Raw genomic sequence first — 25,876 nt, 5'->3', positions numbered from 1 at the left:
CCTAAATTAAAAACTGGGCGATTATAAATCGAGAAGGTTTCATCATGCTGAATTATAGAGAAAGAATCATTACTCTATGGACAGCATTTCTCCTAGGAACATTGTTTCATACACAACTAGGTTTAATGCCTTTGTTTCATGGTTTATCTGTAGCCGAATCTCAACACGCCTCACAACTGAGTGATATTTCTGTAATTTTGTGGCTGATGTTGGGATTTTTTACACTACCAATATTGGCGATAATTGCTACTTCTTTTACGGAAGCTAAACGCTACCGCGTGTCGCATTTTGCATTGACTGTGTTTTATAGCGTGATGAATTTGCTTCATCTTGTAGCAGATTTACTTGTGCAGCCAATTCTGTGGTATCAGATAACCTTGATGGTGATTTTATTACTCATCGGTTTGTTATTAAACCTTGTGTCTTTTCAATGGATGAAAGCAAAATCTAAAAGCAATAAACCACAACCAAGGCTAACTTCTCCACACACTTAGAAGTTATATCAATCTCTACAACATACCTTCTTGTTTCAACTTAGCCAGTGCATTTTCAGCAGCAGCTTTTTCCGCATCTTTTTTGTTACGTCCCTTTCCTTCTCCATACTCTTTACCATCAACAAATACTTTTGCGGTGAATATTGGTGCGTGAGACAAACCACCTACCTGCTTTGTAATGTATTCAGGCGGGTTTATTGTTATATTACGTTGTACCCATTCTTGAAAACGGTTTTTTGAGTCTACATTTGAGCGAACGACAACAATTTGTTCAGGTACAGAATCAAACAATGGTTCAACAATAGCCCGTACTGCTTCAACATCACAATTATTATCTAAATAATAAGCTCCGATAACAGCTTCAAAAGTGCTACTCTGCAAATTAGGATTTTGAAAACCACCATCTAAAATCGCTCCTCTTCCTAACCGCATTCTCAAATCTATACCAACTTCTTCAGAAAATTTGGCTAATTGCTTTTCATCTACTAATGCAGAACGTCGGCGTGTTAATTCATCCTCTCCTTTTTCTGGGTGGTGGCGATAAAGATATTCACCGCTTAAAAAGTTGAGGATAGCATCACCGAGAAATTCTAAGCGTTCATTATGTTCCCCTTCTCCTGGGTTTTCATGAACATAAGAACGGTGAGTCAGCGCCCGCCGTAAAAGTTTTTCATTCCGAAATGTTAGAAGTTTGTGCATTGTTTTTTATGTGGCGTTAATTAACTATTTCATTAAATATTAAATTCAATCTTGGTTGTTTACTAAATTAGGTAACTCATCCACAAAATGAAAGTTACTATCACCAACTAGTCCCATCAATTTAGGACTGGCACTACCTCTTTGAGCAAAAACTATCACCTTTATTTTCATAGCTTGTAGCAAAGCAATCAAACCAGCGTAGTCCCAATCTCCTAATATTAGAATAATGATATTAGGGATAGTTGTTCGGTTTGGCGCAAATAGTTTGACACAGTCTGCCATCAATCGATGATCCGCGCTATTCTTTGATAAATCAGTAACATTTATACAGTCAATTTCCAAAGACTCTAAATTTTTTATACTAGTTAATTGTCCTGGATAATGTGAATTGTAGTAAAGTTTTTTATAATCTATTCGCCCTTGAAATTGAGCAAAATCTAGTAAAAGCTGGGCTTTATCCTTACTTAAATGGACATTCTGAATATCACAAAAAATCGCAACAGAATTTTTTCGCTTGCTTGTTTTTCCGTTATAGGGTAGATGAGCAACCATGTTAATTTATCCAGTGTTTTTCTTGACTGGACAGCTTCAACACCTAGATACATCTAAAATAAATTGATACTAATAAATTGCTTTGTTAGTACACGCTTACTTACAGGTTGCAAGATTAACCAGTTTCAGTCTCAGTAGTAGCATTCCTATTTTACCTACGGTATTTTGCGTTGACTTTCGCTTGAACATTTAGACATAAGTCCTATTTCTTCTTCTAATCTACGATTTTAGAAGACTTTATTTAACATTAGGCTGAATATTCAACCGAAGGTAAACGCAAAATACCGCAGGTAACATAGGAATGCTACTACTGAGACAAGAACCAATTTTTGCACCTTAGAGTTTCGCTTTTTACTTTAGAGCGCAGTTGTTTTTCTGTCTAAATCTAGAGTTTCATAATTGAAGATGTATGTCAAGATAGTTTTTCATGAAGAATTTTAAAGATTTTTCAAACACGGCCATAAGTCAGGTTTCAAGTCCAATCTGACTTCTGAATTTCTGTAACCGTTATTCTAAAAATAATTTGAAACACCCACCCTCTAAAATTTGTCTTGAGCGATCGCACTACAATAAAATCTGCAATATCTGTTTAAAGCCTTGATTTCACTCACCGGAAATCTGCACTGATACAGTTCGTTGGCGTGGCCCATCTAATTCAAAAAATAATACAGATTGCCAAGTTCCTAAAGCTAATTCCCTATCCACAATGGGAATGATTTCACTGGTGCTTAACATCATTGCTAGTAAATGAGAATGGGCATTCATCGGTTCATGTTCGGGTACATCTCGTAAATGCAAATCGTTGTGTAAGTAACGGTCTGATGCTGGTGCTAATTTAGCAAAGAATACTTTGATATCTTCTAATAACCTGACTTCATATTCATTGATAGCTAAAGCTGTTGTTGTGTGGCGCGAAAAAACTAGAACTTGTCCGTTTTTAATTGAGGTTTGAGCAATTAAATCTTTGATTTGTGGGGTGATGTTGTGAATATTAATTCCTGGTTCGGTGGCGATTTCGATTAATTGATGAATTATGGGCATTTTTCTTTCCTACTCCCTACTCCCCATTCCCTACTCCCTGGGTAAACAAATAGATTCAGGAATCAAACCGTATTCCTATATCTATGCAGACTATCAGAAATCCTACTCAAAAATGGAGCGATCGCCCCATAATTAAGAAAGATTAAGCCTGAGTTAAAAAACTGACAATGAGCCAAACAGCCCTCAATTTAGTAGCCATATCAGTCTTTCTGATGACTTTTTCGGTACTGCTGGGGCCTTTAATTAACTTATCGCCGACAATACCAGCACTCGCCACGTTCACCATTTTGGGAATCGCTACTTTAGACAGTTTTAGCTTGCAAGGTAAGGGTGGAACTATCTTGCTAGATTGGATTGCGGGATTTTCTAGTGAACACCGCGATCGCATTATCCACCATGAAGCGGGACATTTTTTGGTAGCTTCGGTGCTGGGTATTCCCGTCACTGGCTACACCCTCAGCGCCTGGGAAGCTTGGCGAGAAGGACAACCAGGACAAGGCGGTGTTGCTTTTAATGATACTGAGTTAGCTGCACAATTAGAAAAAGGTACCATTAGCGCCCAAATGCTAGACCGTTACTGCACAATGTGGATGGCTGGTATTGCGGCGGAAGCTTTGGTATTTGAACGTGCTGAAGGTGGCGGTGATGATAAAGCGAAGTTGGCGGAAGTCTTAAAAGTTGTCGGTTTTTCTGAGTCAGCTTTTCAGCAAAAACAACGGTTTCATGTTTTACAAGCAAAAACTCTGTTAGAAGAAAATTGGTCAAGTTATCAAGCTTTAGTCCAAGCTATGCAACAACGTGCTTCTGTGGAAGAATGCCAAAGTGCGATCGCTAGTGCAGAATAAAAATATAACGAAAAATTAAGTGTTGGAGATAGGGTGAAGGGGTGTATGTATCTAAAACCCCTTCACCCCCACACCCTTACACCCAGTCTCCACAGAAAATCTTTGTGCGTAAATCCTGTAAACTATTAATTTAATCCCAAAAGATAACCAATAGCTTTCATTACACCCAAATAAAAATTACCTTCTCTTTCGCGGAACAGTTGAAAGGGGTGCATAGGAGAACCAAAGAAAGGTCTGAGAGTCCAACCTAATTGGCTACCAACAAAGGCATAAAGAAACAACCAAGATTGTAAGATTCGCTTGCGAGTTTTACTACCATCATCCTCTTGTTCAATAACTGTATTCGCTGCTTGGTATAAAGCGGAAATCCCAATAAATCCGGTGATGGCAAAGATTAATACATTTAATACCAGGATAAATTGATAGTTATTGGTGGTGAGCAAGAAAAAGAGAGTTATAGGTGCAAAACTAAATAGCAGCACACTAGTAACCGAAACTGCCGTAAGGACTAAAATAAAATGCTGTCCAAAAGTCCGCTTGGAACCAAAGATAATATTAGAGAAAAACAGTGTGGGCAGACAAATTAGTAAAGTAATTAAATACAGTGCTGGTAGTTTTACCGCCGAAGAAATAGCCTGCATCCAACTATGAGAAGAGCCAATAATTCCCCCGTAGATGGCAATAAAAATAGAACTACAAACCAGCAAAGAAATTATCTTACTAGGGATTCTAATTCCTTGACGAACTTCTTCTAAAAAACCTTGGCGATCGCGCAGTAGACCAATTAACACCGCAAAGTATTTAATACTGCCAGCTTTCCGTTCCATTATGTCATCCTCACAAACATACTATTTAACTTTCATCGCAGTAATCAGCACCAGAACCATACTTCCAAGCATCTATTAAGCGATGCCAGTAATATTGTTGTGGATGTGGTAGGCTCTTAATCCATGTTTCTAACATTGGACTCAGATTAAATAAGGCAGTGTAAACACCTAAATTTCCATAATGCACCAACCAATCAAGTAAGTTAACTAAACCAACTTGGGGAATTATCTTGGCAATTAATTGTGGATGAGATAACCCAGTTTTAATTAATGTTTGTGTCAATGCCGAAAACTGCACCACATCTTGCAAAAATGGCTTGAGGACTGGATTACCGAGCTTTTGCATTTCTTCAAATACCGCCGCCAGCAATTGATTAATTTGCTCTGGGGGAATATTTTGATTTACACCCACACTCATAGCTTTTTGAAATAACCAAGTCACGCTCAAATTTGGTTGATATGGTTGCAGTAGTGACAATGCTGGTGCAGATAATTGGTTTGTTTGTAATGCTGCTTCAATCCCAAAAGTTAAACGTTTGAGGTGACGCACCATTGCACCAAAACCACCAAAACTTAACGGCGATTGACTACCACTGCTATCTCCGGCTGGTAAAATCCGATTCCAAGGAGTTTTGAGTGGGCTATCGCGGTAAGTCGGGAAAAAACCAAATAACGCCCGTTGAAATTTTAAATCTGACAATTCTACGCCTTGATATGTGGGCAGTAGGCGCAGATATTCTTCAAATAAAGTTTCTAAACTCAAGCGTTGTGGATGGGCATCCATGTAGGTAAATAAGTAGGTGGTTCTGCCGTCTTTAGCGGGAAAAGCTTCCCAGAAGTATTGGCACTGATTCTGCAAGGATGTAAAGGATAACAACAAATCGCCTGATGGATTTTCCGGAAAACCTTGAGCGCAACTTCCCACCACTAAACATAAAGCATCAGGTTTTTTGTCTTGGCGTGCTTGTTTGGTAATGGGTGAAAAATGTCCCATTGCATCGATGAGTAATTTAGCAGCAAATTGCTGATTAACAATCACACCATTGGGATGAACGATAACTTCAGTAAAGGGTATATTTTCTAATAATTTTCCACCAGCCGCCAGAAATTTATTTTTTAATGTAGCGAGTAAATAAACAGGATCTACGCCAATATTGAGGACGTTTTCTACCCAAACTTCTACACCACCATAAAAGCTAACTCTAGCTGGATTATATTGAGTGGCGATCGCACTTTCTAATTCTGCTTTTGTTAACAAGTTTAATTGTAAAAATACTTCTAATTCTTGGCGTGAAATGTTCCATTCTTGTTCTCTGCCTTTTAATATTCCACGCTCCATTAACGCTACACGCAATCCTCTAACTGCTAAAGCACAACCAATTAAAATACCTAAAGTTCCACCACAAATAATTACATCCCAGTCCAGATGAGCTAAATCTTCTTGATTTTCCTTAACTACCGTTGGTATGGGTGCGGTATTTTCTCGAATGGCTGTCAGGATGTCATCAGTACGACGTAACCCACGCAAGACATCACCCGGAAGTTGAGACAGAATTTTTTCAGTTAGTGGACTAGACATACAGCGTTTCTCGGTGGAGTACACTCATGATCGTATCTTTGTGGGATTTCCTTAATTAGTACATTTGTATTAAAATGCTGCTACAATGCCTAACAAGCTCAGTAGCATTAGCAGAGGAACTATGAAAAAAATTGCACATAGTTACAAAAGTTCCATCTTACCTCCCGCATCACAGCCTGCGATCGCACCCTTACAACCGCAAGAAGAAAAAATCATCAGTGGTTGGGAGCGTTTAGTAGCCCAAGCCCAAACTATCAATCAAATGGCCGCAGAGTTAGAAACTGAGATTCTAGAATTAAAAGCGATCGCTGCTACAATCAACAGTCAAAGAAATTATTGGTCAGGAAATGGTAAATCTCGTAAAAACGTTTTTAAATACTTTACAGTCAGTATTCCTTGGGTAAAACAAAAGTCAGATGATTCTTTAATTCTGACAACAAGAAAAGTTGATTTATTCCGTGCGGAAAGAGAAGCCGCCTCACTCGCACAAAAACTGAGACAGCACAATAAAAACCGCAGATTAGCCGCACAAAGACACCACAAAAACCAACAAAAGGCGGATATTGAACCAAAAACTTTTTCCTTGGGGGCGCTAATCAACAAATCTTAAAGTTATAAAAAATTAACCGTGGTTCACCCAATCGGTTGTAGCGGTTATGCTGATTGAAGTGGCACTGGTAGTTTTTGCCAGATGCCACGCCCTAGTTGCATTCTGGCAACCACTAGACCTGGATTTCTCACAAGAGAGAAATCCAGGGGTGTGGGAGGTGTGGGAAGGGTGGGAAGGGTGGGAGGATAGTGAAGAAATCTTTCCCCCTCCTCTCCCCACACTCCCCTCTCTCCCCACACCCGTTACCCATACGTGAGAAATTCGGGTAGAATGTCATATCTGGGACGATCAATCAATCAGCGCATAAAAGGGGTAAAAGAAGGTGTTAAATATAAAGACACTTTTGGTAATTATCGTTGGTTTTTTACCGTCCCTGTTTTCTTTATGGTTAATTAGGAAAACCCATTTAAGAACAAGGGCGCAGCTGAGACAAGCAGCCATGAATTTTGCCGGGACAAGGGGTAGACACAACATCCAACGAATGGACGGCGATCGCTACTACTTAGAAGGAGTAGGCTATTTAATTGGTGACATTAGTTGCAAATTTAACGCCCGTTCTGGTTATATTCGTTGTGCTGTTAACCCCTGTGGCCCCTGTCAAGGTTGTCGTTACTATGAGCAGAAAGAATTAACTAGTAGCGAATCTACTTAAAGATTGCAACTTGCATAAAAATCAAGAATGTACACTGCAACAAGGTTTTTTACTACCCCCCACTCCCAACTCCCTTACTATACAAGTCAATTCCGAAATTAACCCAGATTCCTACAGCTTGTTATTGCTATCTGTGAGTCAAAAACTAAAACCGGGAACACTGTAAATAAGTGTTTAAGTTTTCAACAGTTTATGACAACAAACTATTATGATGCGACAACATCTTTACAAGAATGTCAAAAGCAATTACAGCTTGATGTGCAGTATCAAAAAATCCTAGCGAGGATTTTAGCGAAAATTCGGGGATCAGTACCGTTAGAATCTTTGTGTTCAACTTCCTGTCAAGACATTTGTCGGCAGTTAAAAATTGAGCGTGTAGCAATTTACCAGTTCAATTCTGACTGGAGTGGTAGTTTTATTAATCGTTTGGGCTTTGCTGAACCACCTTGGAATACCCTGATTGCTTTTGGTCAAGACTTGGTGTGGCAAGATTCTCATTTACAAGAAACCCAGGGCGGAAGATATCGCACAAATGAGCCGTTTGCTGTGGCTGACATTTACGATGCAGGTCACTCCCGTTGCCATATTGAAGTCTTAGAACAGTTTCAGATTCGGGCGTATGCGATCGCACCTATTTTTGTGGGCGCTAAATTATGGGGTTTAATGGCAGCTTATCAACATTCGGCTGCTCGGCAATGGGAAAACCACGAAGTTAAATTTTTAGCGCAAGCCGCCAGTCATCTAGGCATAGCAATGCAGCAAGCCGAAATGATTGAGCAAACCAAACAACGCACCGCCGAACTGCAAGATGCGATCGCCAGACAACGGGCTTTAACAGAAGTAGTTGGTAATATTCGCTCATCAGTCAATACCGAAATTATCCTCAACACTGCTTGTCAAGAACTCTGCAAACTCCTCAAGCTAGAGAGGGCAGCAATTTATCGCTTTAATGACGACTGGAGTGGTGAATTTGTCAGCCAATTCGGGATGGTAGAAGCGCAGTGGGATCGAATCAGCCCATTTGGCAAAAATTTGGTGTGGGAAGATACCCACATGCAAGAAACCAAAGGGGGACGCTACCGCAACAACGAAAGTTTTGTGGTCAACGATATTTACCAAGCTGGTCACTCACGTTGTCACATTGACATTTTAGAGCAATTTAAAATTCGCGCTTATGCCTTAGCACCAATCTTTACTGGGCCGAAACTTTGGGGACTAATTGCAGCCTATCAGCATTCTGGGCCACGCCAATGGGTAAATTACGAAGTTGAGTTTTTGGGACAAGTAGGAGCGCAATTAGGTGTTGCAATCCAACAAACCGAGAATTTGAACCAATCGAAACAACAAGCAACCGCCTTACAAGAAGCGATCGCTCGTCAACGCGCACTCACAGAAGTCGTCGGTAAAATTCGCTCCTCTTTAGATATTGATTTGATTTTGAAAACAACTTGCCAAGAAGTATGTAAGCTGTTGCGAGTCGAGAGAGTTGGCGTTTATCGCTTTAATCAAGATTGGAGTGGCGAATTTGTGAGTCATTTTGGTATGGTTGAGGCACAGTGGGATAGCATCAACCCCTTTGGCAAAAATCTCGTTTGGCAAGATACTTACTTACAAGAAACCAAAGGTGGACGTTATCGCAACAACGAACATTTTGCTGTCAACGATATCTACCAAGCTGGACACACTCGCTGTCACCTGGATATTTTAGAGCAATTTAAAATTCGTGCCTACGCATTGACTCCGATTTTTGTCGGCAGAAATTTGTGGGGCTTATTGGCAGCTTATCAACATTCTGCACCACGCTCTTGGGATACTGTAGAAGTAGAATTTTTGGGACAGGTAGCCAGCCAACTAGGAGTAGCACTGCAAAGTTCTCAAGTGATGGCTCAAGTGCAGACTCGCGCTGATGAACTGCACAAATCCGCCGAACAGCGCCGGATTTTATTTGATTTGGTGGTTAAAATCCGAGAATCATTAGATTTAGAGACCATCCTCAAGACTACAGTACAGGAAATCAGGCGATCGCTCATAGCAGATCGAGTCGGGATATTTCGCTTTGATCCGAATGTGGGTTTTTGTAGTGGCGAATTTATCGCTGAAGACGTACTACCAAAATTCGATTCTGCCTTGTCTGTAAAAGTGCAAGACTATTGCTTTGGCGACCATTTCGCACCGCAATATCGTCAAGGCCAAGTGCAAGTAATCTCTGATGTCAACAGCATTGGTTCCAAAGTCCCCCATCTAGATGTCATTGAACGCTTCCAAGTCAAAGCCCAAATTGTTGTCCCTCTCATGGAAGGTGATGAACTCTGGGGTTTGTTGTGCATTCACCAATGCACCCATGCACGTCACTGGGAAGAAGAAGAACTCGAATTTGTTACTCAAGTAGCTGCTCAAATCAGCGTTGCTTTGCGTCAAGCCAACTTATTCCAACAATCTAGTTTACTTGGTCAAACCCGTGAAGAAGCAAATCAACTCGCCCAAGCATTGAACGAGTTACGTACTGCCCAAATGCAAATTATTCACGCCGAAAAAATGGCGAGTTTGGGACAGTTAGTAGCGGGGGTTGCCCATGAAATTAACAACCCAATTAATTTTATTTACGGCAACTTGCAACACGCGCACCAATATACTCAAGATTTACTCCGTTGCGTCAAACTTTATCGCCAACATCATCCCGATGCTGCCCCTGAAATTCGAGAGTTTTTTAGTAACACAGAAATCGAATTTCTCTTTGATGATTTACCAAAATTATTTCAGTCGATGCAAGTAGGAAGTGAACGAATTTGTGAAATTGTCGCCTCATTACGCAATTTTTCTCGCTTAGATGAAGCTGATTTTAAAGTAGCAAATATTCACGAAGGTATTGACAGTACATTGATGATTTTGCAACACCGCTTAAAGCCTTCCGGTGATAGTCCTACTATTCATGTCATCAAAGACTATGATTCCTTGCCTTTAATCGAATGCTATCCTGGTCAATTAAACCAAGTATTTATGAATTTGCTCTCTAATGCTATTGATGCTTTAGAAGAGCGAAATGTCCAATCTACTCCTGAATTACTAGCAGTACAACCTAGCGAAATTCGGATTTCTACTTCTCTGATGAATAAAGACTGGATTTCGATTCGGATTGCTGACAACGGATTTGGTGTAGAAGAAAATATTCTGGCGCGATTGTTCGACCCATTTTTTACAACTAAAGTTGTTGGTAAAGGTACAGGACTAGGACTTTCTATCAGTTATCAAATCGTTACAGATAAACATAAAGGTAAGATATATTGCCACTCGGAACTCGGCAAAGGTTCAGAGTTTGTAGTTGAACTACCAATTCGTCAGGTAACAAGTAGTAAATCGTTAGCTAAAATCAATCCCTCAGAGCAGAAATAATGTTAAGGTGCGTTATGGAAAATATTCCTAACGCACCACAAATCTTTGGCGATGCGGTACAGGTTAAAATAGGAAGTATAGGAAAGTGCTGAGTAGAAACTCAGTATTCTGATAGCAATCATATTTGATTTGTGAAAATCGAGAGGCTCAGATCCCCGACTTCTTGGAGAAGTCGGGGATCTTTTGGTTGACGAATAATTTAGGAGTGCTATGTATTCGTTTAGTTGATAAATTCCATCAAGCTATTAAGTATAAAGTCCTCAATCCTCAACATCCAAACGCCCAAATATTTTTTACATGGTTTAAAAATCTCTACAATTTCTAATCGTGTATTTTGCGCTTTCTCAGGAGCGATCGCCGATATGTTTGTAAAATATTAATGGTGGGCGATCGCTGTTTTAATGTAACTTCTAATACATAGATTATTTAGTGTAAATAAAACCATGTTCCCACCTAGAGAAGTTGAGAAATTTCTTATGGGTGACTAAAGTGAACTGCTGATGATTGTAGATTTAGGACAATGTAATGCAAACAAATTGGAAAATTGGGACTTTATTTGGCATCCCGTTATTTTTAGACCCTTTGTGGTTTGTCATTTTAGGACTAGCAACCCTGAATTTTGGTGTGGCTTACCAAGAATGGGGGTCTGTCATCGCCTGGAGTGCGGGGATAGTCATGGCATTGCTGCTATTTGCTTCGGTATTGTTACACGAATTAGGTCACAGTTTGGCAGCGCGATCGCAAGGTATTAAAGTTAATTCCATCACCCTATTTTTGTTTGGTGGAATTGCCGCAATTGAAGAAGAATCGAAAACTCCTGGTAAAGCCTTTCAAGTAGCGATAGCCGGGCCTTTGGTCAGTGTGGGGTTGTTTTTCTTATTGCGGCTGGTAGCAATTTTCATCCCTGAGACTAGTCCTCTGAGTATGATGGTGGGGGATTTGGCGAGAATTAACTTGGTTGTCGCCTTATTTAACTTGATTCCAGGCTTACCGTTGGATGGTGGTCAGGTGTTAAAAGCAGCACTGTGGAAAGTTACAGGCGATCGCTTTCAAGCAGTACACTGGGCCGCAAGATCAGGGCAAATTTTGGGTTATGCAGCGATCGCATTAGGATTTGCGGTAGATTTCTTTACAAGAGAATTAGCACTCGGTTTGTGGATTGCGCTGATTGGTTGGTTTGGGATTCGTAACGCCAACACCTACGACCGCGTGACTACTTTACAAGAAACTTTGTTGAAAATGGTAGCTAGTAGTGCGATGACGCGGGACTTTCGCGTAGTTGATGCTGAACAGAGTTTACGCGCCTTTGCTGACGCATATTTATTAGAAAGTGCTGCACCACAAGTTTATTTTGCTGCGTCGGATGGCCGTTATCGCGGTCTGGTGGCGATTGATGATTTGCGCTTAGTCGAAAGAAGTGAATGGGAAACCCGCACTCTGCAAACTATTGTTCATCCTCTCACAGAAATACCAACAGTCACCGAATCAACTGCGATCGCAGAAGTAATTAACAAACTAGAAAATGAACAGTTATCACGTATTACTGTACTATCTCCGGCTGGTGCGGTAGCTGGCGTAATTGACCGGGGTGATATTGTGAGTGCAGTTGCACAAAAGTTAAGTATTCCATTCACTGATGTAGAAATTAAGCGGATTAAAGAAGAAGGTAGTTATCCGCCGGGGTTGCAGTTGGGAGTAATTGCTAAGTCTACTGTTAATTAAATTTTTAACCGCCGATTAACGCGGATGAATGCAGATAGTTAAGGAAGATTATTTGTGTTTGTTCGTGAGTATTGGCGGTTATTATTTGATATCAGAATTTACTAGATTGATATGACCTGACTTTTTGCTTTGCCGCTTTCTGTCTGATACGTTTAGTTTCGGCTTTATTTGGTACGTGAGGTCTTTCACTTAATACCTGTTTTAACTCTGCATAGGTAATCTTAATTCCAGAACCTGGTGGGAAGTCACCATTGTTATAGATAACATAACCACAATAAAGAAAATACTGAGAATAATCATTCTTAATTGTAAGAATTTGCTTTGTATGTAATGTTCTTAACCAATCTATTCCGTTCATAAACATCTCAAAAAAATCAAATTACTATAGGACTTACGCAATAACTCTCTAAAACTCTTATAACTTCGTGTTCTTTGCGTCCTTTGCGGTTCGTTTTTTCATAATTTTGCGTAAGTAGTAGGATGTGTTAGCGACAGCATAACGCATCTACCGCAAAGTTTTCGGTGCGTTACGGCTTACGCCTAAGAGGATGTTTGGAAAGTCTAAATTATTACTCACTGGGCGATTGGAAATCGCGGCTACACAGACAAAACCCACCTACGTGGGTTTGAAAACCTTGATTTTGTGTTAGTCCACGTAGGTGGACTTTGCTTGTATAGTAGCGAATTCTATTCGCCCAATACTTTTCAAACAAACTCTAACTTGTCTCCCTTGTCTCTGTGGTTCACATATCAAATAGGAATGCTATACTATTCTCATTTTACTATGTCATTATAACGAATAAAACCTCCATTCAATGCCTTAAACGAGCAGAATACAGCTTTTAATGATTGTAATATTACTAAGATTGGAAACACATAAACATCTAATATCATTATTACCAGTAAACCTCCTGCTGTTAGTGAATTTAATATCATCAATATCAATATACAAATAACATGCAAAATAATCATAATATATGCCAACTCTAGTTGAAATTTTAGAGCTTCTTTACCATGCTGATATATGAAAAAATCAGTATTTTTCTTAATTTTCCATAAAAATAATGTGACTACCACACTAATAAAAGGAAGGCAACAAACGCAAGTTAATTGAATTAACATCACAACAAAAAGCATATACCGAACTTCAGCATTACAAATTGCGTGTGGTCTTACAAGACAGATAGAGACTCCTGGCGGAAGTGGCGCAAGCTGAAGTAAAGCATTATGCAATGTGTATTGGAAAAACAAAAAAGGTATCCAAATAAATGCGTTAAGATGGCAAATTGCAGCCCATATACGAACAGTTAATGGTAAATGTGACATTGTTGAAAGGTCATACTACTAATTTTGAGTATTCCCTCAATTGCCTTGTTGAAGTACATCCTCATACCCATACACCCTGCTGTCAAACCTTACTTTTTGGTTTTTTGCGTAAGTCCTAATTTACCGATGGCACTAGATAAGTTATTGTGGCATTGTGCTTGTGAAGACTTAATACCTAGTTATGCCAAAGCCGCGTTTTGTCCGTTTTTTTCGCCATCTGAATTGGCGCATTCTCAAAAAAACCTTTGCTCGGACAATCGAACGACGACTACTAGGACTTGCTGCTGAAATTGCCTTTAATGCCATGTTATCGTTGTTTCCGGCTATTTTGGCTGTACTGACAGCGATTGGTTTGTTGGCAGAATCGTTACAAGATACTTTTAGACAGATGGCGGCTTTATTGAGTCAAGTTGCGCCAGAAGAAGCGATGATTTTGATTCGTGACTTTGCCAGCCGGGAAATTGCCCACTCTAAAAATAGTAGTTTGTTTTCTCTCAGCTTTGCGATCGCTCTTTGGACTGCTTCTGGTGCTATCAGTACAGCTATGACAGCATTTGATCAAATCCATCAAACTCCGCCACAACAAAGCCGTCCTTTTTGGCAAGCTAAACTGATTTCGTTGGGTTTAACAGTTGGTACAATAGTACTGTTAATGTTGGCTTCGTTTTTAATCTTTGTTAGTGACCTACTATTAAAAATAGCCGTCTATGAGCATAGTTCTTTACTATTTTTGCAGCACCTTTGGCAGTTATTACGCTGGCCTGTGAGTTTAAGTATTGTTGCTACGGCTTTTAGTTTTGTGTATCGCTATGGCCCTAGTGTGTGGAATCCTGGCACACCAATTATGCCAGGGGCAAGTTTAGCAGCGATTTTTTGGGCAATACTCTCATCATTATTCCGGCTTTATGTCACTAATTTTGGTAACTACAATAAAGTTTATGGCGCAGTCGGGACTGTCATCGTTTTAATGCTGTGGTTGTGGATGAGTGCGGCTGTTTTACTCATTGGAAACCAACTAAATGTGATTGTCGGCGAAGATATGCGCTATCAAAAGATAGGGAGTCAGGAAGCAAAGGAACAGGAAAGCAGAGGAGTAGAGGAGCAGGGGAGCAGGGGAGCAGAAAAATAATATATTACCTCTCAACTCAGCACTCAGCACTTTCAACTCAGTACTCAAAATTAAGTATTAGGACAAACCCTTGTCAAATTACCAAGCAGCAGTAAAATATTGAACGGTTCCAACTTCAAAGAAGCGATCGCTTGAATGCCTGATTCTTCCCCACGGTTTTCTAATATTGATCCTGACGCTAAAGCACCTTCCTTGAGGCGACTGCGCCAGTTGAGTCGCGTAATGGACAAAGCCATCACTATTCCTGGTACAGATGTGAGTGTCGGTTTAGATCCATTATTAGGACTGTTACCTGTTGGTGGTGATGTTGTGGGATTGATATTTTCCAGCTACATCATTTTAGAAGCTGCCAGATTAGGTGCGCCTAAAGCAACTTTAGGCAGAATGATTTTGAATATCATCATTGATAGTTTGGTGGGCAGTTTACCTGTAGCCGGAGACTTATTTGATTTTGCATGGAAGTCGAATGAATATAATCTCAAGCTGTTAGAAGAACATTTAAAAATTCCTGGCGGTACAAAAAAGGCCGATACTGGGTTTGTGTTAGTTGTTTTAGTCGGTTTATTATTGCTAGGTATTGTTTTAATCACAATTCCAATATTATTAATTAGCACTTTGTGGCGAGTATTAACTGGTGGTTAGTATAAAAGCATGAAAGATTGGTGGCAAGAAACTTTTCCGCAAGGTCGGCAAAACCTCATTATTACTGATGCTCAAGGATATCCTGTGCAGATTGCCTATGGAGAAAAAGGTACAGGTAAACCCTTAATTTTAATGCACGGTATGGGCAGTTGGAGCTATAACTGGCGTTATAGTGTGGAACCATTATCAAAATATTTTCGGGTGATTTGTTTTGATGCCAAAGGCTTTGGATTTTCTGAAAAACCTTGTCTGCGTCGAGAACATGACGGTCATCAAGTAATTGAATTAGAGCGGATTATTCAAGAATTATGTGATGAACCTGCGGTTGTAGTTGCCGAGTCTTTGGGTGGTTTAGTTGCTTTAGCATTAGCACAAGAAAAACCAGAATTAATTTCACGGTTAATAGTAGTTAATGTGCCAATTTTTGCTGACCGCTTACCCCATTGGGCAATGTCAATTTTAGCTCACACACCCATCGAAGTTTTGCAAGCAATAGACTCTTTGCGGTTAGCTTATTTTGCTGCACCACTCGTCAGAGAAATTATGGCAGTTGAACGCCGGAGAGTGCTATTTGACCCATCAATTTTGTCACAGGAAGATGTGTATTGGATTACTTATCCTTTTATCGAAATTCCTGGAACTTTAGTAAAAGTTGCTGAAGATTTGCAACTGGCGGCGCGAGAAATTGCTAACTTGCAAAGCAATCAACCTAATATGCTCACAAGGATTCAAAGCAAGCTATCTCATATTGAGTGTCCTACACTAATTTTATGGGGCGATAAAGATAGTTGGTTTCCGGCTAGTCATGGCGAAAAGCTTCATCAATGTATTGCTAATTCTAAATTTCACATCTTGACTGATTGTTATCATGATGCTTCTACAGGTTCAGCTAAAGTGATTAATACAGAAATTTTGAAATTTTTACAGGAAACAAATGTTATTTAGTTAGTAGGTAAATACTTTTATAAATATTGCAAAATATTGCGGGTTTAGAGTAGAATCACTAGTACAAAAATCCTGAAGTCTGAAGTGAAGAAACCCTGATAGTAAGCTCTTCAGCAATTTATAATGGGTGCTTGATTTCTGCCAACCTGTACTAGTATTTCTAGACTATTCAATTTTCTGTTTAGGGAAAATTTGATTAATCATGCTGCATCCTGAGCATGAATTAATACTTAGTTGCGATCGCGGCTGAAATATGAAATACTAAGTATCAAAATTCTAAATAATCAGAATATCTGACAAAAAACCTTGATTTGTTAATGATTCTGGATTCTGACTTCTGATTCTTAAATTCTTATCTGTCAGTTAACTTAATTCCGCTAACACTAAAACTCATACGTCTAGCTGGAGAAACAGACACTGCGTATGGGAATACTTATATTTGGTATTTAAGAGTTGGCAATATGCTGAGTGTGACTGGATATCGTTTGATTGCAGAAATCTACAATGGCGCTAGAACTCTAGTGTATCGAGGATATCGAGAAGTTGACTCATTGCCTGTAGTCATTAAGCTGCTCAAAAATCCTCATCCTAATTTCAGTGAAATTTTATCATTGCGGAACCATTATACAATCACCAAAAATCTCAACTCCCCTTTTATTATTCAAACCCATAGCCTGGAACCTTACCAAAATGGTTATGCGCTGGTAATGGAAGACTTTGGCGGAATTTCTCTCCAGGAGTGGGGGGTGGGGAAAAACTTAAAATCAATACAAGAATTTTTAGAAGTAGCGATCGCACTCTGCGATGCCTTAAATGTACTGTATCACGAACGCATCATCCATAAAGATATTCAACCCAGGAATATATTAATTAATCCTGCAACTAAACAAGTTAAATTAATTGATTTTAGTATTGCATCTTTACTGCCGCGCGAAACCCAAACCATTGTTAACCCTAACGTCTTAGAAGGAACTCTCGCTTACATATCGCCAGAGAACACAGGGAGAATGAATCGCGGTATAGATTATCGTACAGACTTTTATTCTTTGGGAATAACATTTTATCAATTACTTACAGGAAAGTTACCTTTTCCAGCAAATGATCCAATGGAGTTGCTTCATGCTCATATTGCTGAAATTCCGCCAAAATTGCCCGATATTAACCCAAGAATACCCCAAGTCATTGCTGATATCGTCATGAAAATGATGGCTAAAAATGCTGAAGACAGATATCAAAATGCTTTGGGACTGAAATCTGATTTAGAAAAATGCTACCGACAACTCCAAGCAACTGGCCAAATTCCTGACTTTCCAATTGCACAAAGAGATTTTGGCGATCGCTTCATTATTCCTGATAAATTATATGGCAGAGAAAATGAAATTAAAACGCTCCTAGCAGTTTTTGAGCGCGTCAGTTTAGGCGCAACGGAAATTATGCTGGTGGCTGGGTTTTCTGGTATTGGTAAAACTGCGGTTGTGAATGAAATACATAAACCAATTTTGCGCCGACGTAGTTATTTTATTAAAGGCAAATTTGACCAATTTAACCGGAATATTCCCTTGAGTGCTTTTGTGCAAGCTTTCCGTGATTTAATTGGGCAGTTATTAACAGAAAATCATTCACAAATTCAAGCATGGCGGCAAAAAATATTACAAGCTCTGGGCGAAAATGCACAGGTAATTATTGAAGTTATTCCCCAATTAGAAAAAATTATTGGCAAACAACCACCAGCCGCAGAATTATCAGGAACAGCCGCCGAAAATCGGTTTAATTTATTATTCCAAAAATTTACCCAAGTTTTTACCAGTGCAGACCATCCCCTAGTCATATTTTTAGATGATTTACAGTGGGTTGATGGGGCATCCTTAAAATTAATTCAGCTATTAATCACTGAGGCAAATTACCTTTTATTAATTGGGGCGTACCGCAATAACGAAGTCCAAGCAGGACATCCATTGATGTTGACTTTGAGTGAACTACAAAAAAATCAAGTCACTATTAATAAAATTAGTTTAGCACCACTCCATCAATTACATATCAATCAATTAGTTGCTGATACACTCAAATGTCAAGCGAGTTTGGCATTACCGCTTTCGGGCTTGGTATTTCAAAAAACGCAAGGTAATCCATTTTTCATCAACCAATTTCTCAAAGCACTGCACCAAAATGGGTTAATTACATTTGATGTGGAATTGGGTTGTTGGCAATGTGAAATTACCCAAATCACGACTCAATCACTCACAGAAGATGTTGTGACTTTGATGAGTTGGCAACTGCAAAGATTACCACCAGCCACACAAAAGTTATTGCAGTTAGCAGCTTGTATTGGTAACTCTTTTGATTTAGATACTCTAGCAATTGTTTCCCAACAATCCCCAATAGAAGCGGCTGCTAATTTATGGAAAGCTTTACAGGAAGGTTTAGTATTACCAATTAATGAAGTTTATAAGTTTTATATTGGCACAGAAAATCTAATCAATAAATTACAAAAAATACAAAATGTTTCCTACATATTTTTACACGATCGCGTCCAACAAGCAGCTTATATTCTCATTCCTGAATATCAAAAACCAGTGATTCATCTCAAAATTGGTCAACTTTTATTAGAGAATTTGACTCCAGAAGCACAGGAAGAACGCTTGTTTGTAATTGTCAATCATTGGAATGACGGCATCACTTTACTTACCCAACCATCAGAACGAGAAAATTTAGCTCAATTAAATTTAGCAGCAGGGAGAAAAGCCAAATTAACTCATACCTACAAAACAGCGATCGCTTATTTTGAACAAGGTATCCAACTTTTGCCGCCAGATGCTTGGACAAGACTCTACCCTCTGACTCTCGCCTTACACCAAGAAATCACAGAAGTTTGCTATCTCAATTCCGATTTTGCCGGGGTGACAAAATGGGCTGAGATTGTCTGTCAAAATGCCCAGAATTTACTAGACACCATCAAAGTTCGGCAAAACTGTATTATTGCAGCTAACGTCCAAGGCAAAATTGCCGATTCCCTGCAAATTGGATTAGATTTTTTAAGCTCCTTGGGAGTAGAATTTCCCGCACAGCCGACTCAAGCAGATATTCAACAAGCATTTGCCAGAACGAGATCGCTATGGGTCGATAAATCTATCGAGAGTTTGTTAGATTTGCCCCCCCTCAAAGATCCTCATCTGTTAGCCCAGATGGAAGTTTTAACCGTCTTGTCCTCAGCAGCTTACATCATCGCACCTGATTTAATGCCATTGCTGATTTTCAAACAAGTGGAAATCTCCATTCAATTTGGCAATTCGCCTACTTCGGTGTTTGCTTACGGTGACTATGGTATAGTTCTCTGCGGTGTGATTAATGATATTGAAAACGGCTACGAATTTGGAGAATTGTCTATAAAATTGCGCGATCGCCTGCAAATTGAGGCATTTAAAAGCCGCAATGGGTTTGTAAATTACTACTTTATTAAACATTGGAAAGATCACTTGTCCCAGGTTTTACATCCCCTAGAACAAGCTTATCAAAGCGGCATCGCTACTGGGGATCTAGAATCAGCCAATCTCAATGCCGGCGCTTATTGCATCTATGCTTATTATCAAGGTCAGGCTTTACCCGAATTAGTCCTCAAGATGGATTTTTATCGGCAAGTGATTATCAAACATCAGCATACTCATTGTTTAGTTTTGCAAGCAGTTTGTCATCAAGCAGTAATTAACTTACTAGGTAATAATCTACATCCTGAACAATTGACTGGTGAGATGTTTGATGCAGATGCAGCCTTACCCCAACTACGAGAGCATAACTATCTTTCTGGTTTGTTGCAATGGTATATCAATCAAACAGTTTTGTATTACCTATTTCACCAGTATGAAGCGGCGGCACGGCTGTCGGCGCAAACAGTGGAGTATCTTGATAGCGGAACTGCAACATTGACAATTGTCATCCATACCTGGTTTGATGCCTTGATTCAACTGAATCTTTATGCGAGTGCGACGCCACAAGAGCGTCAGGCAATTTTACAGCAAGTCCAACAGCAACAAGATAAGTTAGATCATTGGGCAACTTTTGCGCCCAGCAATCATCAACACCGTTGGGAATTAGTCATAGCCGAAAAAAATCGGGTTGTGGGTAATCAAGTTGAGGCGATGCAATATTACGATCGCGCGATCGCCAATGCTAAAACCAACGGATTTATTCAAGATGTAGCCCTCGCCAACGAACTCGCTGCCAAATTTTATCTAGCTTGGGGTAAAGAGAAATTTGCCGCTATTTATATGCAGGAAGCTTATCGCTGCTATGAACTTTGGGGAGCTAAAGCCAAAACTCAGGATTTAGTACAAACCTATCCCCACCTACTCACACCCATCCCCAACCCCACACCAGCCACTAAATCGAAACTGACTCCAGAATTTTCCGCCACCCTGGATTTAAACACAGTAATCAAAGCCAATCAAACCCTCTCCCGCGAAATTCACACTGATCGACTACTACAGAACTTGATTCAACTGGTGATTACCAATGCTGGTGCAGACAAAGCCGCACTGTTTTGGAATTATGACGGCGCTTTGGAACTGGGAATTAAGTATTTTAACCATGCTGTTCAATCTCTAGAACGTAAACCTATCGAGAAATGCCAACACATCCTCCGCCCGTTGATTCATTATGTTGAGCGGACTGGGGAAACAGTGATTACCGACTATAAAACCCATATCAGCACCATTAATGATCCTTATTGTCTCCAGCATCAACCCAAAAGTATTTTATGTACGCCAATTCTCAATCAAGGGCAATTAGTAGCTGTTTTGTACTTAGAAAACGCCATTACCTTTGGAGCTTTTACCGATGAGCGAGTGGAATTGCTGAAATTACTATGTTCTCAAGCGGCAATTTCCCTGGTAAATGCCAGATTATATGAGCAATCCCAATCTTATGCCCAACAATTAGAGCGATCGCTCCAAGAACGCCAACAAGCCGAAGCCGCTCTAGCAGAAAGTGAAGCCAAATTCAGAGGCTTGGTGGAAGGAGGCAGCGATGTGATTTGGTCAGCAGAAATAGATGGTACACTGACTTATCTCTCTCCCCAGTTTCAAACAATCTTTGGATTTAACCCAGATGATTTTATTGGTAGATCCTTCTCAATTTTTATCCATCCCGATGATCAAGAACAGATTCAAAAACCGGTGAGATGTTTGATTGAGCAAGGTGAAACAATTCTCCAGCAAGAGTTTCGCCATCTTTGCCAAGATGGGAGTTACTTGTGGGTGACAGTCAATGTTACACCCATTCGGGATACTGGCGGTAAGGTAATTCGACACCAAGGCATAATTCGAGATATCAACAACTCTAAGCGAATTGAAGCAGAACAAAAGCGACAGCTGGCAATTCTCGAAAGTACCTCAGATTTTGTTGGTACAGCCGATCCCCAAGGTAAAATCCTCTACCTCAACCAAGCTTGGCGCAATTTATTGGATTTAGATGGAGCCGAACCAGCCAACCGAGTGAATATTACCGAACAGCATCCAGCTTGGGCGTTAGAGATAATTATCAACCAAGCATTGCCGACAGCGAGAATTTCAAGAATGTGGGTGGGAGAAACGGCGCTGCTAGATCACAAAGGAAGAGAAGTTCCAGTTTCGCAACTAGTGATTGCCCACAAATCTAGCAATGGTGAAGTGGAGTATTTTTCTACCATCGCACGAGATATTAGCGATCGCCAACAACAAGAACAACAACTCAAACAAGCCAATGCAGAACTGATGCGTGCAACTCAACTCAAAGACGAGTTTCTGGCTACCATGAGTCACGAATTGCGTACCCCTCTGAACGTAATTTTAGGTATGACGGAGGGATTGCAAGAAGAAATCTTTGGGCCAGTGACCGAAAAACAACTCAAAACCCTCAAAACCATCGAGCGGAGTGGGTTTCATTTACTGGAATTGATTAACGATATTCTGGATATCTCCAAAATCTCCTCTGGCCAGATTGAACTCCAATATACCAAAACCGCAGTTATTCCCTTGTGTGAACAAAGTCTCGAATTAATCAAACCCCAAGCCGCCAAAAAATCAATTCAAATAGAAAGTAAATTACCTGCTGATGTACCTAATTTATATATAGATGAACGACGCATTCGCCAAGTATTAATTAATCTGCTCAATAATGCGGTAAAATTCACCCCAGATGGTGGTTCAATTACTATAGAAGTGATTTTTCCCAAGGTAATTGATCAGCAAAATTATCTGCAAATTGCCATCACAGATACAGGTATTGGTATCGCCCCAGAAAATCTCCACAGAGTTTTTGAACCTTTCATTCAAGTTGATAGTAGCCTCAGCCGCAAGTATCAAGGTACAGGGTTAGGACTAGCTATTGTCAAACGCATCGTTGAATTACATGGGGGAGATGTTACCTTAACTAGTGAGCTAGGCATTGGTAGTTGTTTTGCGATCGCTTTACCGTACTGAGTGCTGAGTGCTGAGTAAGAAAAAGAGGAAGGAAGCACTTTCACACTCGGTAAATGCCACGTCTAATTGTTGTACAGTGACTTTTTATTTGTCGTGATGCCAAATTACTGTCATTGAGCCTGTAAAGCTTGTACTCAAAGACCGTTAGCTTAAAAGTAGCAGGGAAAAATACAAGCTATATCAATAGTAATAGTTGCAAGCTTAAAGTGAGTAAGGCTTAACTTAATGACACTAATAGGACTTACGCCACAGGTTACAGCAGAACATGGATATACGCCCTGGTGAAAAGATACAACGAATTAGGAGAGGGAGGATTAGGCGATGCCTTCGGCGGGCTTCGCCTACGCAGATGCTCAAATCAAGGGAAACAGCACCTAGTAGATGATCTCAAGCAACCGGACATGATATAACTTTTCACTGTACACCAGCCGCAGCCATTGATAATTTTTTCACGAAAGTTGAGGTTATGCGATCGCTATAAGTTCTTGACTAAACGAAACCCGATATGAGTCGTTCCGGTATCAGGTGCTTGAGATTCCCTGGCGCCTGGCCGATAACGACTACAATAATTTTTAGCGCACAGGTAAGAACCTCCTTTAATAACGTGCAATGCACCCTCATCAGGTTTTTTGGGGTCAAAACTGGCCTCCTTATTCGGACCGACTGGATTAAGACTATGATCCTTTCCTGAGTGTCCCACACGATACCAATCAGAGGTTAATTCCCAGACATTGCCTGTCATATCATACAACCCATAGCCATTAGGCGGATAAGATTCTACGGGGGCGGTTCCTATATTTCCATCTTCTTCCTTGTTGAAGAAGGGAAAAATCCCCTGCCAAGTATTGGCCTTTTTGGCAGAATATTGATTGCCCCAAGTAAAATCTTGATCTTTAAGTCCCCCTCGCCCGGCATATTCCCATTGTGCCTCAGTCGGGAGAGATTTCCCGATCCAATTGGCATAAGCAAGAGCATCATCATAAGCGATATGAACAACAGGATGGTTATCTTTCCCTTCGATGTTGCTATCAGGTCCGTAAGGATGTTGCCAGTTAGCACCGACAACCCAATGCCACCAGCTTAAATAAGCTATCTTTTGAATGCCGCCGGAAGGAGGTTGAAAGACAAGAGAACCGGGTTGACGTTGTTCATTGGTTAAATCCGGAAATTGTTCTTTAGGTAGAGGTCGTTCTGCAATGGTTTGATAGCTTGTAGCTTCCACAAACTGGCGAAACTCTGCGTTAGTGACTTCGTGGCGATCAATGCAGAAACTATCAACAGTAATATCTTTAGCAGAACGTTCTGATTCATAGTGAGTATCTGAACCGATATTAAAGGTTCCGCTAGGAATCAATACCATGCTCTCTGGACATTTATTGTTTATGGGAGATGCTTTTACTGGAATGGAAGAACTGAAAATTAAAGAGAGAGTTAGTAAACAGAGAATGAGTGACTTTAGGACAAAATTCTTCATCAAAGTAAGTGGGCAAATTTTAACAATATAAAGTCTTAATTTAACGGGCGGTAGGGTAGAATAGCCCACCCTACGGATTAAAATTTAGTTAGAACAAACAGGATGTGTTCTTGATGGGTTTGACTTAAAAATGGACTTAAAATCATTCTTCATACTAACTACAATCCAATTATCATGATTTTGGGCATAGTCGAGAGATTCATTATCAGGTACTTCCACACCATCTTTCAAATGAGTGCTTCCAGGCACATCATTGTATTTATATTCTCGCTCACAATCATCATGGTTAATTAACACAATTAAGGATTTATCAAACCCAGAATCTGTGTATTTAAACATCTCAAAATCACCACTAGAGTTACCCACAGCAATCAAAGGTCTTTTCCCAATAAAGAGTTCAATACCTACGGGTTTACCCTGTTGATCGCCATAGTGAGCTAACGATAATTTACGCACCAAACTTCCCCCCTGTCCATCAATTTTATTCGACTCATCATAGGTTGTCTTAATGGCAGAACCGATCACTTCTTCAGAGGGAATGCCATAAGCTTCATCAGAAAAGGAACGGACAAAATAAATGCCACCGCCAGAACAAATATAGACTTTGAACCCATTCTCTTTGAGGTAATTAACTAACTCAATAACGGGTTGATAAGTTAGGTTGATGTAGGGCGTATCGAACCTTATAAAACCTTTATCATCACTAGAAGCCAATTTATTATGATTGGTATTAACCAGAAAATCGTGAGCTTGAGTCTTATATTGACCGTTGGTTATTCCAATTGTACTGGGGATTTCGCTGAGAATGATTTTACCCTCGGCTGAAATAGGCTCTCCTATAGTTTTCTCGATTTCTTTTTGCGTCATTTTCACTAAGTTACTGACTCTGACGTTTGATGATTTCTTCAATCTGTCTTTAATAAAATCTTTTTGAAAATAATGAGGTCTTTCAGCCCATAAAGTTCCATCATTATCAAAGACAGCAATACGATCTTTTTCTGAAATACCATCCGCAATCACTTTGTTAACAAAATCAACGATTGCTTGTTTATTAGTAGAAGTGTCAGACCAAGACTCTAAGGCTGCATAAGCCGGCAGACAGCTAAAAGCTCCTCCCAAGCAAAAGATTGATAAGAAAACTGCGAGAAAAAACGAGATAGTCTTTCGGTTAATATTGGGAAAATTCATGACAAATTTAAATATATTCAAAAGAGTTTGCAGGGTTGTTCAGAGAAAAAGGAGGATCGATCTTTAACAATAAATAGTATTTGAAAGATTCTCCTAATTCTTCTGTGTAGTATACTGTAGTGTAATCAGGGAGTTAAGATAGCTTTAGTTTTCAACTCCATCAACAAGCTTTTCAAGGAGTTCTCTTAACGGTGTACAATACCGTAGCCAATTTACGAGGGTTCAACACCTGTAGAAACGGGATGAATACGTCCTAAAGAAGTAAGCTTGGCAAAAATCTGACTTAATAAAATAGGCTCAGGCATTTCA

General features: G+C 39.8%; 20 protein-coding genes. 10 read left to right on the top strand and 10 right to left on the bottom strand.

Annotated elements, in window-relative coordinates:
* Positions 1-41 precede the first annotated feature (41 nt).
* Complete coding sequence (locus tag H6G77_RS07305) at positions 42-494, top strand: hypothetical protein (RefSeq protein ID WP_190871436.1); 453 nt, start codon at positions 42-44, stop codon at positions 492-494.
* Positions 495-509: 15 nt separating this feature from the next.
* Here the strand turns inward: H6G77_RS07305 and rnc are convergent, their stop codons facing one another.
* From rnc to H6G77_RS07290, 3 genes are all read right to left on the bottom strand, one after another.
* Positions 510-1,193 carry a ribonuclease III gene (gene rnc / locus H6G77_RS07300; protein WP_190871220.1) on the bottom strand — a complete coding sequence of 228 codons (684 nt, stop codon included), beginning with the start codon at positions 1,191-1,193 and terminating at the stop codon, positions 510-512.
* A 45-nt stretch (positions 1,194-1,238) separates the two neighbouring features.
* The gene (locus H6G77_RS07295; RefSeq protein WP_190871219.1) at positions 1,239-1,745 is read right to left on the bottom strand and encodes an NYN domain-containing protein; all 507 of its coding nucleotides are present in this window, start codon (positions 1,743-1,745) and stop codon (positions 1,239-1,241) included.
* A gap of 603 nt (positions 1,746-2,348) precedes the next feature.
* The gene (locus H6G77_RS07290) at positions 2,349-2,786 is read right to left on the bottom strand and encodes a secondary thiamine-phosphate synthase enzyme YjbQ (protein WP_190871218.1); all 438 of its coding nucleotides are present in this window, start codon (positions 2,784-2,786) and stop codon (positions 2,349-2,351) included.
* A 167-nt stretch (positions 2,787-2,953) separates the two neighbouring features.
* Between H6G77_RS07290 and H6G77_RS07285 the strand changes: the two genes are divergently transcribed.
* Positions 2,954-3,631 (top strand): ATP-dependent Zn protease, encoded by a 678-nt coding sequence (locus H6G77_RS07285; RefSeq protein ID WP_190668942.1) that lies wholly within the window; start codon positions 2,954-2,956, stop codon positions 3,629-3,631.
* Positions 3,632-3,756: 125 nt separating this feature from the next.
* On the opposite strand, the gene H6G77_RS07280 is transcribed toward H6G77_RS07285, so the two are convergent.
* Together H6G77_RS07280 and H6G77_RS07275 are read right to left on the bottom strand one after the other, a co-directional pair.
* Positions 3,757-4,461: an actin-binding WH2 domain-containing protein gene (locus tag H6G77_RS07280; RefSeq protein WP_190589511.1), complete on the bottom strand. Its 705-nt coding sequence runs from the start codon at positions 4,459-4,461 to the stop codon at positions 3,757-3,759.
* A 22-nt stretch (positions 4,462-4,483) separates the two neighbouring features.
* Positions 4,484-6,037 carry an FAD-dependent oxidoreductase gene (locus H6G77_RS07275; RefSeq protein ID WP_190871217.1) on the bottom strand — a complete coding sequence of 518 codons (1,554 nt, stop codon included), beginning with the start codon at positions 6,035-6,037 and terminating at the stop codon, positions 4,484-4,486.
* 121 nt (positions 6,038-6,158) lie between these two features.
* On the opposite strand from H6G77_RS07275, the gene H6G77_RS07270 reads away from it, so the two are divergent.
* The 4 genes from H6G77_RS07270 to H6G77_RS07255 all read left to right on the top strand — a co-directional run bounded on the left by H6G77_RS07270 (position 6,159) and on the right by H6G77_RS07255 (position 12,411).
* Entirely contained in the window at positions 6,159-6,647 is a 489-nt protein-coding gene (locus H6G77_RS07270) for a hypothetical protein (protein ID WP_242048331.1), read from the top strand.
* A gap of 322 nt (positions 6,648-6,969) precedes the next feature.
* Positions 6,970-7,299, top strand: a complete 330-nt coding sequence (locus H6G77_RS07265) for a DUF6464 family protein (protein WP_190871216.1) — start codon at positions 6,970-6,972, stop codon at positions 7,297-7,299.
* Positions 7,300-7,491: 192 nt separating this feature from the next.
* Positions 7,492-10,689 carry a GAF domain-containing protein gene (locus H6G77_RS07260; protein WP_190668938.1) on the top strand — a complete coding sequence of 1,066 codons (3,198 nt, stop codon included), beginning with the start codon at positions 7,492-7,494 and terminating at the stop codon, positions 10,687-10,689.
* Between the two features lie 525 nt (positions 10,690-11,214).
* Positions 11,215-12,411, top strand: a complete 1,197-nt coding sequence (locus H6G77_RS07255; RefSeq protein ID WP_190668936.1) for a site-2 protease family protein — start codon at positions 11,215-11,217, stop codon at positions 12,409-12,411.
* 91 nt (positions 12,412-12,502) lie between these two features.
* On the opposite strand, the gene H6G77_RS07250 is transcribed toward H6G77_RS07255, so the two are convergent.
* Both H6G77_RS07250 and H6G77_RS07245 read right to left on the bottom strand, forming a co-directional pair.
* On the bottom strand, positions 12,503-12,769 hold the full coding sequence (locus H6G77_RS07250; protein WP_190871215.1) for a hypothetical protein: 267 nt from the start codon (positions 12,767-12,769) through the stop codon (positions 12,503-12,505).
* 416 nt (positions 12,770-13,185) lie between these two features.
* The gene (locus H6G77_RS07245; protein WP_190871214.1) at positions 13,186-13,737 is read right to left on the bottom strand and encodes a DUF4870 domain-containing protein; all 552 of its coding nucleotides are present in this window, start codon (positions 13,735-13,737) and stop codon (positions 13,186-13,188) included.
* 181 nt (positions 13,738-13,918) lie between these two features.
* Between H6G77_RS07245 and H6G77_RS07240 the strand changes: the two genes are divergently transcribed.
* Positions 13,919-14,866 (top strand): YihY/virulence factor BrkB family protein, encoded by a 948-nt coding sequence (locus H6G77_RS07240; RefSeq protein WP_190871213.1) that lies wholly within the window; start codon positions 13,919-13,921, stop codon positions 14,864-14,866.
* 50 nt (positions 14,867-14,916) lie between these two features.
* Here H6G77_RS07240 and H6G77_RS35605 read toward each other — a convergent pair whose 3' ends face one another.
* Positions 14,917-15,102 (bottom strand): hypothetical protein, encoded by a 186-nt coding sequence (locus H6G77_RS35605; RefSeq protein WP_242048335.1) that lies wholly within the window; start codon positions 15,100-15,102, stop codon positions 14,917-14,919.
* Here H6G77_RS35605 and H6G77_RS07235 point away from each other — a divergent pair.
* From H6G77_RS07235 to H6G77_RS07225, 3 genes are all read left to right on the top strand, one after another.
* Positions 15,089-15,508: a DUF4112 domain-containing protein gene (locus tag H6G77_RS07235; RefSeq protein WP_242048336.1), complete on the top strand. Its 420-nt coding sequence runs from the start codon at positions 15,089-15,091 to the stop codon at positions 15,506-15,508. The two genes, H6G77_RS35605 and H6G77_RS07235, sit on opposite strands and share 14 nt — an antisense overlap.
* Positions 15,509-15,517: 9 nt before the next feature.
* Entirely contained in the window at positions 15,518-16,453 is a 936-nt protein-coding gene (locus H6G77_RS07230; protein ID WP_190871212.1) for an alpha/beta fold hydrolase, read from the top strand.
* 461 nt (positions 16,454-16,914) lie between these two features.
* Positions 16,915-22,905, top strand: a complete 5,991-nt coding sequence (locus tag H6G77_RS07225) for an AAA family ATPase (RefSeq protein ID WP_190871211.1) — start codon at positions 16,915-16,917, stop codon at positions 22,903-22,905.
* Positions 22,906-23,380: 475 nt separating this feature from the next.
* Here H6G77_RS07225 and H6G77_RS07220 read toward each other — a convergent pair whose 3' ends face one another.
* Both H6G77_RS07220 and H6G77_RS07215 read right to left on the bottom strand, forming a co-directional pair.
* On the bottom strand, positions 23,381-24,379 hold the full coding sequence (locus H6G77_RS07220) for a formylglycine-generating enzyme family protein (RefSeq protein WP_190589403.1): 999 nt from the start codon (positions 24,377-24,379) through the stop codon (positions 23,381-23,383).
* 84 nt (positions 24,380-24,463) lie between these two features.
* Positions 24,464-25,567, bottom strand: a complete 1,104-nt coding sequence (locus tag H6G77_RS07215) for an HAD family phosphatase (protein WP_190589404.1) — start codon at positions 25,565-25,567, stop codon at positions 24,464-24,466.
* Between the last annotated feature and the right edge of the window lie 309 nt (positions 25,568-25,876).

It is taken from the genome of Aulosira sp. FACHB-615, from assembly GCF_014698045.1.
Taxonomy (GTDB): domain Bacteria; phylum Cyanobacteriota; class Cyanobacteriia; order Cyanobacteriales; family Nostocaceae; genus Nostoc_B.
The sequence above is the reverse complement of the archived record's forward strand: the minus strand, read 5'-3'. Positions and strand labels throughout refer to the sequence as shown.